Source organism: Brevundimonas denitrificans (assembly GCF_030160755.1).
Lineage (GTDB): Bacteria > Pseudomonadota > Alphaproteobacteria > Caulobacterales > Caulobacteraceae > Brevundimonas > Brevundimonas denitrificans.
Genome location: NZ_BSOY01000029.1, coordinates 21798 through 32949, shown reverse-complemented (window position 1 = coordinate 32949; position 11152 = coordinate 21798). Strand labels below are relative to the sequence as shown.

The 11152-nt window shown below is 69.0% G+C and carries 14 protein-coding genes and 1 tRNA gene; 8 read left to right on the top strand and 7 right to left on the bottom strand.

The window, feature by feature from the left end; translation table 11 throughout:
- From QQJ79_RS08080 to QQJ79_RS08055, 6 genes are all read right to left on the bottom strand, one after another.
- On the bottom strand, positions 1–1065 hold a 1065-nt coding region (locus QQJ79_RS08080; protein WP_284222420.1), incomplete at its 3' end, for an HAD-IC family P-type ATPase.
- A gap of 141 nt (positions 1066–1206) precedes the next feature.
- Positions 1207–1291 (bottom strand) — tRNA-Leu (locus QQJ79_RS08075).
- Between the two features lie 12 nt (positions 1292–1303).
- Positions 1304–1792, bottom strand: coding sequence for a DUF805 domain-containing protein (locus QQJ79_RS08070; protein ID WP_284222419.1), 489 nt, complete (start codon positions 1790–1792; stop codon positions 1304–1306).
- A gap of 48 nt (positions 1793–1840) precedes the next feature.
- A complete protein-coding gene (locus QQJ79_RS08065) occupies positions 1841–2170 on the bottom strand; it encodes a hypothetical protein (RefSeq protein ID WP_284222418.1) in 330 nt (109 codons plus the stop codon).
- A 79-nt stretch (positions 2171–2249) separates the two neighbouring features.
- Positions 2250–3689 (bottom strand): M20/M25/M40 family metallo-hydrolase, encoded by a 1440-nt coding sequence (locus tag QQJ79_RS08060; protein ID WP_284222417.1) that lies wholly within the window; start codon positions 3687–3689, stop codon positions 2250–2252.
- A 106-nt stretch (positions 3690–3795) separates the two neighbouring features.
- Positions 3796–4032 carry a DUF3297 family protein gene (locus tag QQJ79_RS08055; RefSeq protein WP_284222416.1) on the bottom strand — a complete coding sequence of 79 codons (237 nt, stop codon included), beginning with the start codon at positions 4030–4032 and terminating at the stop codon, positions 3796–3798.
- Positions 4033–4157: 125 nt separating this feature from the next.
- Here QQJ79_RS08055 and QQJ79_RS08050 point away from each other — a divergent pair, with 125 nt between their 5' ends.
- The 6 genes from QQJ79_RS08050 to QQJ79_RS08025 all read left to right on the top strand — a co-directional run bounded on the left by QQJ79_RS08050 (position 4158) and on the right by QQJ79_RS08025 (position 8862).
- The gene (locus tag QQJ79_RS08050; RefSeq protein WP_284222415.1) at positions 4158–5036 is read left to right on the top strand and encodes an alpha/beta hydrolase family protein; all 879 of its coding nucleotides are present in this window, start codon (positions 4158–4160) and stop codon (positions 5034–5036) included.
- 26 nt (positions 5037–5062) lie between these two features.
- The gene (locus QQJ79_RS08045) at positions 5063–5914 is read left to right on the top strand and encodes an aldo/keto reductase (RefSeq protein WP_284222414.1); all 852 of its coding nucleotides are present in this window, start codon (positions 5063–5065) and stop codon (positions 5912–5914) included.
- 37 nt (positions 5915–5951) lie between these two features.
- The gene (locus QQJ79_RS08040; RefSeq protein WP_284222413.1) at positions 5952–6200 is read left to right on the top strand and encodes a helix-turn-helix domain-containing protein; all 249 of its coding nucleotides are present in this window, start codon (positions 5952–5954) and stop codon (positions 6198–6200) included.
- Entirely contained in the window at positions 6200–6853 is a 654-nt protein-coding gene (locus QQJ79_RS08035; protein ID WP_284222412.1) for a Pr6Pr family membrane protein, read from the top strand. The genes QQJ79_RS08040 and QQJ79_RS08035 overlap by 1 nt, the downstream gene beginning before the upstream one ends.
- Before the next feature lie 27 nt (positions 6854–6880).
- A complete protein-coding gene (locus QQJ79_RS08030) occupies positions 6881–8410 on the top strand; it encodes a UbiD family decarboxylase (RefSeq protein ID WP_284222411.1) in 1530 nt (509 codons plus the stop codon).
- A 104-nt stretch (positions 8411–8514) separates the two neighbouring features.
- Positions 8515–8862 (top strand): hypothetical protein, encoded by a 348-nt coding sequence (locus tag QQJ79_RS08025; protein ID WP_284222410.1) that lies wholly within the window; start codon positions 8515–8517, stop codon positions 8860–8862.
- A gap of 4 nt (positions 8863–8866) precedes the next feature.
- Here the strand turns inward: QQJ79_RS08025 and QQJ79_RS08020 are convergent, their stop codons facing one another.
- On the bottom strand, positions 8867–9838 hold the full coding sequence (locus QQJ79_RS08020; RefSeq protein ID WP_284222409.1) for a helix-turn-helix transcriptional regulator: 972 nt from the start codon (positions 9836–9838) through the stop codon (positions 8867–8869).
- An 87-nt stretch (positions 9839–9925) separates the two neighbouring features.
- Between QQJ79_RS08020 and QQJ79_RS08015 the strand changes: the two genes are divergently transcribed.
- Together QQJ79_RS08015 and QQJ79_RS08010 are read left to right on the top strand one after the other, a co-directional pair.
- Positions 9926–10432: a DUF1579 domain-containing protein gene (locus QQJ79_RS08015; protein WP_284222408.1), complete on the top strand. Its 507-nt coding sequence runs from the start codon at positions 9926–9928 to the stop codon at positions 10430–10432.
- 42 nt (positions 10433–10474) lie between these two features.
- Positions 10475–11137 (top strand): hypothetical protein, encoded by a 663-nt coding sequence (locus tag QQJ79_RS08010; protein WP_284222407.1) that lies wholly within the window; start codon positions 10475–10477, stop codon positions 11135–11137.
- Positions 11138–11152: the final 15 nt, after the last annotated feature.

Below are 11152 nucleotides of genomic sequence, written 5' to 3'. Positions count from 1 at the left end.
CCGGAGCAATCCGGCCGCCGCCCCGACCGGCGGCCCGGAATCCGCGACCGCCGTGTCGCCCTCGGGCGTCCACAGGCGGGCCACCTGCATGCGGTTCTCGGTCAGAGTGCCGGTCTTGTCGACGCACAGGACGGTGGCGCCGCCCAGCGCCTCGATCGCCGCGCCGCGTCGCGCCAGCACCTGGTGGCGGGCCAGCCGCAGCGCGCCCGCCGCCAGGAACACCGCCAGCACCATCGGAAACTCTTCCGGGATGAGCGCGATGGCGACGGTGATGCCCGCCAGCACCCCGCCGATCCAGTCGTCGCGCAGCAGGCCATAGGTCAGGGCCACCACCCCGCAGAAGACGATGGCCACGCCGCCGAGCACGCCGACCAGCCGCCCGGCGGTCTTCTGCAGCGGCGACGGTTCCTGGGCGATCCCGGCGAGCGATCGTCCGATGCGCCCCAGGGCGGACCGTGGGCCCGTACGAACGACCCGCACCACCCCATGCCCCCGGACCACCAGGGTTCCCGCGAACAGGAAGGGGCCCGTCTCGGCCCCCGGTTCGGGCCAGTCGTCGAGCCGGGCGTCGGAGGCGGCCGGCTCCTTGGACACCGGCGCGGACTCCCCGGTCAGGGTCGATTCGTCGACGCCCAGCACATCGCCCGCCCTGAGCACGCCGTCGGCGGGCAGCCGCTCCCCCTCGGCGATCAGCAGGATGTCGTCGGGGACCAGCTCGCGGGTGGGAATCCGCCGGTCGACTCCGTCGCGAATGACCCGCGCCCAAGGCTGGGCGAGGTCGCGCAGCGCGGCCAGCGCGCCCTCGCTGCGCGCTTCCTGGATCACGACGAGACCGATGGCGACCACGGCGCCGATCATCAGGAACAGGCCCTCGCCGAGGTCGCCGAGGGCGAGATAGAGGACGGCGGCGGCGGCCAGCAGCAGGAACATCGGCTCGCGCAGGGTGTCCCTGACGATGCGCCACAGGTTCCGGCGGCCGGTCGCCTCGATCTCGTTGGCGCCGACCGAAGCCAGACGCTGTTCAGCCTCGAGCGCCGTCAGCCCGTGCAGCCCGTCGGGTTTCATCCGCGGCCCGTCTCCGGGCGGAGTCCCGGGTCCGGGGCGGCAGGCGGGGTCGGGATCAACGGGGTCATGGCTCCGCTCAATGACAGCCCGGGGCCGGCTGCGCCTTGACGCCGGTCAAACGGCCCCGGCGCCGGAGGGGTCTGGTGCGAGCGGCGGGGGTCGAACCCGCATGACCGAAGTCGAGGGATTTTAAGTCCCTTGCGTCTACCAGTTTCGCCACGCTCGCAGGCAGCCCGCTCTACGGACTTGCGGGCGGATGGGAAAGGTCTGCTGCTTCGTCGGCGGACGCTCCGGGTCTGCCGACGCCCCCATACCGGTTGGCGTCCCGATCGCCCGGAAGGAAGAGCAGGACGTAGAACACCGCCTGCGGCCCGAGAAACGGCAGCACCGCGATCCAGGCATAGGCCGCCGGACGGCCGATATCGTGAAGCCGCCGCGCGGTGAGGGTCAGAAAGGAGGCGAAGGCCAACGTCACAAGGGCGGCGAACACCGCGTATCGCACCTGGAGATCGCCCGCGGCGTGAACGGCCGCATCCAGGGTCGGGCCCCAGGCCCTGTCGCCGTCCCACAGCATGTCGAGCAGGCGGCCGCTGGTCGTGAAATCGGGTAGTCCGACGGTGAACCGCTGGACGACCATCAACCACAACATCCAGCCCAGCACGGCCAGACCGTACCCTCGTCGGTCAAGCCGACCGGTTACGCCGAACAGGAAGCGGACCAGGGCCATGTCGGTCTCCTGCCGCCGCCCGTCACCGGCCCCGGCGATGTTTCAGGATCACGGCGCGACGCCTACCGTCGCCACGGCGCCGATCAGGACGATCCAGCCGATGCACCCCAGCAGGCCGATCGCCGAACAGACGATTCCCGCGATCGCCACGCCCCGGCCCGGACCGGCCGGCCGCTTCAACGCCACCAGGCCGAGGATCAGACCGAGAGGGGCCAGAATCCAGGCGATCAGCCCGATGAACGGAATCCAGACCGTGCAGATGGCGAAGACGCCCAGAACCAGGGACGCGACCGCCAGGCCCGTATCCTGCGGCGCGACGTGGACGTGGACATTCGTGGCGCCCGCGTGAGGAGCGACGGTGATATCCGGGTCAGTCATTCAAGCCTCCAGCCTGCCGTTTCGGCGCACTCCACTCTGACGTGAAATGACCGTCGGTCAAGTTGTGGCGCCGCCCCGCCTAGCGACCCGCTGACGCCGCTTCCGCCGCCGTCCGCATCGCCCGGAAGTCCACGTCCGAATCCGCGACCAGCCAGATCAGTCCCGCCCAGGCCGCCACATTCTGGCTCAGCTGCGCCGGATCGATCTTGTCCAGCGTGTCGTCCGCCGTGTGGTGCAGGTCGAAATAGCGGGTGCCGTCCTGGTTCAGGCCGAACACCGGCACGCCCGAGGCCGCCAGCGGACCGATATCCGCGCCGCCGCTCAGTTCCGGCGTCGATGAGGCCAGGACGCCGATCGGATACAGCACCCGCGCCGCGGCCCGGGCGAATTCCGAGCCCTGGGCGCCGGGCGGCAGTTGCAGCGCATAGACCCGGTCGGCGCCGAAATCGCTCTCGCCGGCGAGGATGTGCTGCTCCACCGCCGTCCCGATGCCGCGCAGATAAGCGCCGCCGCCGTTGCCGGTGTCGGTCGGCTGGGCCACCTCTTCCGAACCGTACAGGACGACGCGGACCGTCCGCGCGGGTCGCCGGCCGCTGTCGCGGATGGCCTTGGCCGCCGCCAGGGTGATGGCTCCGCCGGCGCCGTCGTCAATGGCGCCCGTGCCCAGGTCCCAGCTGTCCATGTGCGAGCCCAGGACGATGATCTCATCGGGCCGCGAGCGGCCGGGAATGTCGCCGATCACATTCTGGCTGACCGTCTGATAGGTGTGGGCCGTCGAGGACAGGCGGAGGCGCACCGTCTCGCCCATGGCGATCAGGCGCGAGACCGTGTCGGCGTCCGGCGCGGCCAGGGCGAAGCCCGGCAGGGGCACGACGCCGTCGACATAGCGGGTGGTTCCGGTGTGCGGCATGCGGTGCTCGTCCGAGCCGACCGAGCGCATGATGAAGGCCACGGCCCCCTTGGCCGCCGCCGCGGCGGGACCGGCGCCCCGGATGCGCGTCAGCGGGCCATAGCCCGAGCCGTCCTGCATCCGCACCATCTGGCCGGCGTCGACATAGGCGATCTTGCCCGCCAGAGACCCGGCAGGAGCGGCGTTCAGCGCCTCAAGGCTGTCGAACCGCACCACCTCGGCCTCGATGACGCCGTTGGTGCCGGGCGAATGGCCGAGGGCGGCGAGGACCAGCCGCTGCGGCCGGGCGCCGACGATCGAGCCGCTCTCCTCACCCCGCTCCCAGCCGACCAGAGGGAACTGTTCGATGCGCACATTCTGGAAGCCTTGGGCCCGCATATAGTCGGCGGCCCAGGCCGAGGCGTCCTGCTCGGCCTTGGATCCCGCCGGCCGCGGGCCGAAACGGGTGGTCAGCTGGGTGATGTAGTCCAGCGCGATGTTCTGGTTCAGCGCCGCGTCGCGGATGGTCTCGGCCCGCCCGATGGTGGCGGCGTCCTGCGCCATGGCGGGCGCCGCCACGAGGGTCAGGGCCAGGGCGCTGGCGGCGAGAAGGCGAACGGACAGGCGCATGACGGCTCCGGGACTCATTGAGGCGCCGGAACCTGAACCCTGCAGGGGGAGCCGACAAGCGGTCCGCGTCAGAGTTTTTTCGATGGCGCCATAAGCGCCGACAGGACTACTCGCCCTTGACCCAGGCCTCGACCGGACCCTGCAGCTTGACGGTCAGGGCCTTGCCCCGGCGGTCGACCCGGTTGCCGACGGCCAGACGGACCCAGCCTTCCGAGATGCAGTATTCCTCGACATTGGTCTTTTCCTCGCCCTTGAAGCGGACGCCGATTCCCTTCGCCAGCAGGTCGGCGTCGTAGAACGGGCTGTCGGGATCGACGCAGAGGCGGTCGGGAAGATCGGTCATGGCGAGAAGGCCCGGAAAACAGGAGAAGGCGCGGGCTTTAGCCGAGGACGGCCTCCGCTCCAAGAGCGCTTGACCTGACGCCGCGTCAATCGGCTAGGTTCGTTGCGAATAGCTACGGACCCCCAATGAGCGACCCCGTCATCCGCGACTTCATCGCCGAGGCCTCTGACGGCTATCCGCTGTCGATGCGGCTGGTCTCCGCCGAGTCTCCGACCCTTGCCGTCCTGGTCAGTTCGGGCACCGGCTTTCCCAAGGGCTTCTATGACCGGTTCGCCCGCCATCTGGCGGGGCGCGGGGCGACGGTGCTGACCTATGATTTCCGCGGCATCGCCGGCTCGCGGCCGGACGACCTCGCGGCCCTTCAGATGGACTATCCCGACTGGGGCCGGCTCGACATGCCCGCGGCCCTGGACGCCCTGATCGCCGCCGCCCCGGACCTGCCCGTCGTCCATGTCGGGCACAGCGTGGGCGGCCATTTTCTCGGCTTCATGCCCAATCACCACCGCATCGACCGTCACGCCTTCGTCTCGGTGGGGAGCGGCTGGTGGGGCCGGCACCACCGGTCCTACAATCCGCTCGAGCTGTTTTTCTGGCTCGCCTACGGCCCGTGGAGCCTGCGGCGTCGCGGCTATATCAAGGGCGGCGGCCTGTGGGCCGGGACCGACCTGCCGGCCGGCGTCTGGAAGACCTGGCGGCGCTGGTGCCTGAAGGAGTCCTACTTCCTCGATGAGCTGAAGGACCGGCTGCAGCCGCATCATTTCGAGGCCGTGACGGCGCCGGTCCGCTCGTGGATCTTCACCGACGATCCTATCGCCACGCCAGTCACCTCGCCGATCCTGCTGCAGATCTATCCCAACGCTCCGCGAGAGGTCGTCGTCCGCGCCCCGGCCGACTACGGCGCCGCCCGCATCGGCCACGAAGGCGCCTTCCGCCGCGGCATGGAGGGCCTGTGGGACGAGATGTTCGACTGGCTGGTTGAACCAACGGCTGCGGTCCCCAGTTAAACCGCTCCCCCCCGCAGGAGCCTCCCATGACCGACCAGCTCGCCATCACCGTCGACGGCCACGCCATTCCGCTGCTCGGCTTCGGCACATGGAACCTGACGCCCGAGGACGCCCGGCGCATGGTCGCCGAGGCCCTGCGCATCGGCTATCGCCACATCGACACGGCCTGGATCTATCACAATGAGGCGGCAGTCGGAGACGGCATCCGCGACGCCATCGCCGCCGGCCATGTGACCCGCGACGACATCTGGCTGACCACCAAGATCTGGGTCGCCCATTTCGACCGCGAGGGCCTGCTGAAACAGGCGAGGGAATCCGCCGCCAGCCTCGGCTTCACCCCCGACCTGCTGCTGCTGCACTGGCCGAAGGCCGAGCCCGCGTGGGAAGAGACTCTCGGCGCCCTCAATGAGGCGAAGGACCTCGGCCTGACCCGCACCATCGGCCTGTCCAATTTTCCCGCGGCCGAGTTCCGCCGGGCCCAGTCCCTGTCGAAGGCGAAACTGGTCACCAACCAGGTCGAATACCACCCCTACCTCAAGCTCACGAAGCTGCTCGAAACGGCCAGGGATCTCGGCTCCTCCATCACCGCCTGGTCGCCTCTCGCCCAGGGCAAGATCGCCGACGACGCCACCCTTAACGCGATCGGCCGCGCCCACGGCAAGACCGCCGGACAGGTGACCCTGCGCTGGCTGATCCAGCAGAACGTCATCGCCATCCCCCGCACCGCGAAGGTCAGCCGGGCCGAGGAGAATTTCGACGTCTTCGACTTCCGGCTTTCGTCCGAGGAGATGGACCGCATCCACGCCCTGGCCTCCCCGGACGGCCGCCTCGGCGACTGGCTCGACAAGGCGTTCAACTGGGACGAAGAATGGCGCTGAAGCGCCGGGGACAGTCGGCGCGCGAGGGAGCGACTGGATGGGCTCGGTGCTGGGATTTCCCGGCGTCGATCCGCTCGACGCGGCGATCGGCGCAAGGTTGAAGCGGTGGCGGCAGGCGCGCGGTCTGTCGATCGACGACTTCGCCGTCCTGCTGCACATGTCGGCCGAGGAAACCCGGCGCGCCGAGGCCGGCCGCGCCCACCTCACCACCGCCCAGATCGGCGCCGCGACCCACGCGCTTCGGCTGCCGCTGTGGGCGCTGGTTTCCGATACGCGGGCGTACTGATGGACTGGTCGCGCGCCGCCCTGATCTGGCGCGGCGTGTTCGCCGTCGTCGGCTGGGCCTCCGTGGGGCTCTACTACGGCCTGACGATCTCGGGGCTGACCCCGGCGGAGACCGCCACGCGAACGCTGCATTTCTTCAGCTTCTTCACCATCCAGACCAATCTGCTGGTCGCCGTCGCCCTGACCCTTCCGCTGATCGGGGTCCGGACGCGGCCGGGACGCTGGGCGTCGTCGGAAGGCGTCCGCGCCGGGGTGACCATGTACGCCGTGGTCGTCGGGCTGGTGTACCATTTCCTGCTTCACGCCACATGGAACCCGCAGGGCCTGTACCAGGTAGCCAACATCGGCCTGCACTATGTCATGCCGGTCGCCATCCTGATCGACTGGCTGGTATTCACCCCCAACGGCCGGCTGCGCTGGATCGACGCCGGCAAATGGCTGGCCTTCCCCCTGATCTACAGCGGCTGGCTCCTGCTGCTCGGGGCGGTCAGCGGCTGGTATCCCTACTGGTTCATCGATGTCGCCGAACTGGGTCTGGGACGCACCCTGCTGAACCTGTGCGGCCTGCTGGCCTTCTTCGGCGTCGTCGGCCTGACCGTCGTGGCGATCGACCGCACCCTCGGACGGCGTGACAGGACGGCCGCGTCCGCCTAATCCAGACGCCCGGACCGGAGCGTTTCATTGGCCTACAAATCCCTGCGCGACTTCATGGCCATGCTGGAGGCCGAGGGCGAACTGGTTCGCGTCTCCGAGCCCGTCTCCACCCATCTGGAGATGACCGAGATCCAGACCCGGCTGCTGCGCAACGGCGGCCCGGCGGTGCTGTTCGAAAAGCCCGTCATGCCCGACGGCTCGATCAGCCCCATCCCCTGCCTCGCCAATCTGTTCGGCACGGTGAAGCGCGTGGCCATGGGCGTGACCATGGAGAAGAAGGTCCGCACCACCGCCGCCGAGCTGCGCGAGGTCGGCGAACTGCTGGCCTTCCTGCGCAATCCGACGCCCCCGCGCGGCCTGTCGGACGCCATGGAGATGCTGCCCCTGGCCCGGACGGTCATGTCGATGCGGCCGAAGGTGGTGAAGTCCGCGCCGGTGCAGCAGGTGGTGCTGAAGGGCGACCAGATCGACCTGACCAGCCTGCCGGTCCAGGGCTGCTGGCCCGGCGAGCCCGCCCCTCTGATCACCTGGGGCCTCGTCGTGACCAGGGGTCCCTCCGACGACCGCGAGGACGACTTCAACCTCGGCATCTACCGCATGCAGGTGCTCGGCAAGGACAGGGCCATCATGCGCTGGCTGGCCCACCGCGGCGGCGCCCAGCACTATGCGCGGCATAAAAAGGCCGGGAAGAAGGGCCCCCTGCCCTGCGCCGTCGTGCTCGGCGCCGACCCCGGCACCATTCTCGCCGCCGTGACGCCCGTCCCGGACACCCTGTCCGAATACCAGTTCGCCGGCCTGCTGCGCGGTCAGAAGGCCGAGCTGGTCCCGTGCAAGACCGTGCCCCTGATGGTCCCCGCCAATGCCGAGATCGTGCTTGAAGGCCATGTCCTGTTCGACGAACACGCCGCCGAGGGCCCCTATGGCGACCACACCGGCTACTACAATTCGGTCGAGACCTTCCCGGTCTTCCAGGTCACGGCCGTCACCATGCGCCGCGATCCCATCTATCTGACCACCTTCACCGGCCGCCCGCCCGACGAGCCCTCGGTGCTGGGCGAGGCGCTCAACGAGGTCTTCATCCCCCTGCTGAGGGCGCAGTTCCCCGAGATCACCGACTTCTGGCTGCCGCCCGAGGGCTGCAGCTACCGGATCGCCGTGGTGTCGATGAAGAAGGCCTACCCCGGCCACGCCAAGCGGGTGATGCTGGGCGTCTGGAGCTATCTGCGCCAGTTCATGTACACCAAATGGGTCATCGTCGTGGACGACGACATCGACGCCCGCGACTGGAAACAGGTTATGTGGGCCATCTCCACCAAGATGGACCCGGCGCGCGACATCACCCTGATCGAGAACACCCCGATCGACTATCTCGACTTCGCCAGCCCCGAGAGCGGTCTCGGCTCCAAGATCGGCCTCGACGCCACAGACAAATGGCCGCCCGAGACGAAGCGGGAGTGGGGCGAGGAGATTCGCATGGACGACGCCGTCGTCGAGCGGGTCTCGGATATGTGGGACCGGTTGGGCCTTCCGGGAGACGGCGCGCCGATCTGGAAATAGCGGTGTCGTTTCCTTCGGCGATTGTGTCCGAAAAGCGCTTCACAAATGACAGAACGGTAATCTAGGGTCACGTCTTCGCTTTCCTCCCCTGTTCGAGGCCCATCATGAAGCTGCCGCTGATCGCCCTCCTCGCCGTCGTTCTCGCCTCGCCCGTCGTGACCGTTCCGACCGGGGCCGATGCCCAGGTGCGGGTCGGCAGCGGCGCCCGCCGCGACCCGCCGCGTCGGGTCCGCCCGCCCGCGCCGCGTCTGACCGAGGCGGAAGAGGACCGGATGTGGGACGCCCAGGCCGAGATCAACAATCTCGACACCCAGCTCGCCGCGGTCCACGCCCTCGCCCAGGCCGCCGGCGGCGCCACTCCGGAACACACGGCCACGATCGCCGACCTCACCGCCCGCCGCACGGCCGAACAGGCCGTTTACGACCGGCTGCAGGCCAAGCTGAACCGCTGAGGCTTCAGTCGCGGTAGAGCTGCGCCAGCCGCCCGGCGGTCTCGCGCATCGCGTCTCTGAGGGCGGCCGGGGCCAGGATTTCGGCCTCGCCGCCCAGTCGCAGAAAATCGACGGCCGCGTGCTCGACCGACTCGATCGGCACGGTCACCACGACCCAACCTTCGCCGGCGCCAGCGGCGGCTTCCGCCGCGATCCGCGCCTGCTCGGCCCCCAGTTTCGCCAACTGTTTCAGACCCGCCTTTGACACTCTCAGGGTCGCCGTCCCGGTGAAAATGTCGGCCTCGAACCGCCGCGAGGTTTCCGCCCACCACGCCGCGAGGTCGAAGCCGGCGGGCCGTTCGAACGTCGCCTCGCCGACCGTCAGCTCCAGAATGTTCGAGACGCGATAGGTGCGCGGATCGCCCCGCCCCTCGACCGGTCGCGCCGCCAGATACCAGAGCCCCGCCTTCAGGATCAGGCCCAGCGGCTCCAGCGCGCGCGCCACCTCGCCCTTCCAGCTCTCATAGCGCACGGCGATACGGCGGCTGTTCCACACCGCCTGTGCGATCACGGGCAGGCGTTCGGCCTCGTCGGCGGTCTGATACCAGCCGACCGGATCAAGGTGGAACCGCCCCGCCAGCCGCTCCGCCGCTGCCTGACGCTCGGGTGGAAGGGCCGCCAGCAGCTTCAGCTGCATGGTCGTCACCGCGCCGGAGAAGCCCATCTGCGCCGCCGGCCCGGACAGGCCGCCGAGGAAAAGCGTCTCGGCCTCGGCGTCGGTCAGGCCGGTTAACCGGGTCCGATAGCCGTCCATCAGCTGGAATCCGCCCGATCGGCCACGGTCGGCATAGACCGGCGTCCCGGCCGCGCTCAGCTGGTCGATATCGCGATAGATGGTGCGCACCGACACCTCGAACTCGGCCGCCAGCGCCTCGGCCGTCATCCGCCCCCGGGTCTGGAGCAGCAGCAGGATCGAAAGCAGTCGGCTGGCGCGCATTTTTCGACACTAGCCGATTTATCCTGACAACAGATGTCAGTTTATGGGGCCTATGGCTTTGCGGCGTTCAGCGAAAGGAACCCCGCCATGTCCGCCCAACCTCTCGAATCCCTGCCCGAAATCCACGACTTCGACTTCATCCACGGCCGCTGGACCGTCGCCAACCGCAGGCTCAGGACGCTGGGCGTTGGCGCCGACGACTGGGATGAATTCCCCTCCACGGGCTGGTGCGAGCCGCGGCTGGGCGGACTGGCCAATGTCGAACAGATCGACTGCCCGGCGCGCGGCTGGACCGGCATGGCGGTGCGGTCCTTCGACATGCCGGCCCGCGAATGGGTCATCCACTGGATCAGCAGCCAGAACGGCGTGCTGCAACCGCCCGTGCGCGGCCGCTTCGACGCCGCCGGATGCACGCTCGAGGGGCCGGACTTCTGCGACGGCCGCCCCGTAATCGCCCGCTACATCTGGTCGGACATCACCCCCGACAGCGCCCGCTGGACCCAGCGGTTCTCCTTCGACGACGGCCGGACCTGGGAAACCAACTGGGTCATGGACTTCACGCGGGCGGTCGATTGCCGGGTGACGCCGGCCTGATTCCGCCCCTAGTGTCACGGACCACGGGTCGGGGGGCCGCTCTTGAGCGCGTTCGAGTTCTTCTTCAGCTTCTACGGCCTGTTGCTGGGCCTGTCGGTCGCCGTCATCGCCACAGGGCTGGCGACCGCGATCCAGCACCGCAGGAAGATTCGCATCGGCTGGCTCACGCCCATGCTGGCCCTGTTCGTCGCGCTGGACATCGCCAGCTTCTGGGACTCGGCCTGGGTGAATTTCCGGGACCTGCCGTTCAGCTACGGCATGCTGGTCATCGGGCTGGTCATCACCCTGGTCTATTTCATCGCCGCCTCTCTCGTCTTCCCCCACGAGATCGAGGACGGGGCGTCGCTGGACGATCACTTCTGGGCCAACAAGACGGTGGTGCTGATGCTGACCGCCGTGGCGAATGCCCTGCTGGTCGTGGCTGCGATCATCGTCAACTTCAACAAGCCGGGCGGCGCCCTGCTCATCGGGGGCTATCTTGCGACCCTCGCGTTCTATCTGGTGCTGGTCGTACCCGCGGCCATAGCAGAGCGGCCCCGGCTATTCGCGACCATGATCGGCCTGCATATGGCGGTGTATGTCGTGCTCGCGATCGCGTCGCTTCTCGCCCCGGAGCTCATGGCGGCGGGACTGCCGACCGAACCGGCGGCGACAACGGAGCCGGCAGCGGGAGCCGCGCTTCCGCCGGGACGACCCGCCGCTTGAAACGCGGCGACGAAT

What these genes read in the sequence shown, in the direction of transcription:
- QQJ79_RS08070 (WP_284222419.1), bottom strand. Translation starts at nt 1,792, where the DNA reads ATGGCCCTGGTCCGCTTCCTGTTCGGCGTAACCGGTCGGCTTGACCGA.
- QQJ79_RS08065 (WP_284222418.1), bottom strand. Translation starts at nt 2,170, where the DNA reads ATGACTGACCCGGATATCACCGTCGCTCCTCACGCGGGCGCCACGAAT.
- QQJ79_RS08060 (WP_284222417.1), bottom strand. Translation starts at nt 3,689, where the DNA reads ATGCGCCTGTCCGTTCGCCTTCTCGCCGCCAGCGCCCTGGCCCTGACC.
- QQJ79_RS08055 (WP_284222416.1), bottom strand. Translation starts at nt 4,032, where the DNA reads ATGACCGATCTTCCCGACCGCCTCTGCGTCGATCCCGACAGCCCGTTC.
- QQJ79_RS08050 (WP_284222415.1), top strand. Translation starts at nt 4,158, where the DNA reads ATGAGCGACCCCGTCATCCGCGACTTCATCGCCGAGGCCTCTGACGGC.
- QQJ79_RS08045 (WP_284222414.1), top strand. Translation starts at nt 5,063, where the DNA reads ATGACCGACCAGCTCGCCATCACCGTCGACGGCCACGCCATTCCGCTG.
- QQJ79_RS08040 (WP_284222413.1), top strand. Translation starts at nt 5,952, where the DNA reads ATGGGCTCGGTGCTGGGATTTCCCGGCGTCGATCCGCTCGACGCGGCG.
- QQJ79_RS08035 (WP_284222412.1), top strand. Translation starts at nt 6,200, where the DNA reads ATGGACTGGTCGCGCGCCGCCCTGATCTGGCGCGGCGTGTTCGCCGTC.
- QQJ79_RS08025 (WP_284222410.1), top strand. Translation starts at nt 8,515, where the DNA reads ATGAAGCTGCCGCTGATCGCCCTCCTCGCCGTCGTTCTCGCCTCGCCC.
- QQJ79_RS08020 (WP_284222409.1), bottom strand. Translation starts at nt 9,838, where the DNA reads ATGCGCGCCAGCCGACTGCTTTCGATCCTGCTGCTGCTCCAGACCCGG.
- QQJ79_RS08015 (WP_284222408.1), top strand. Translation starts at nt 9,926, where the DNA reads ATGTCCGCCCAACCTCTCGAATCCCTGCCCGAAATCCACGACTTCGAC.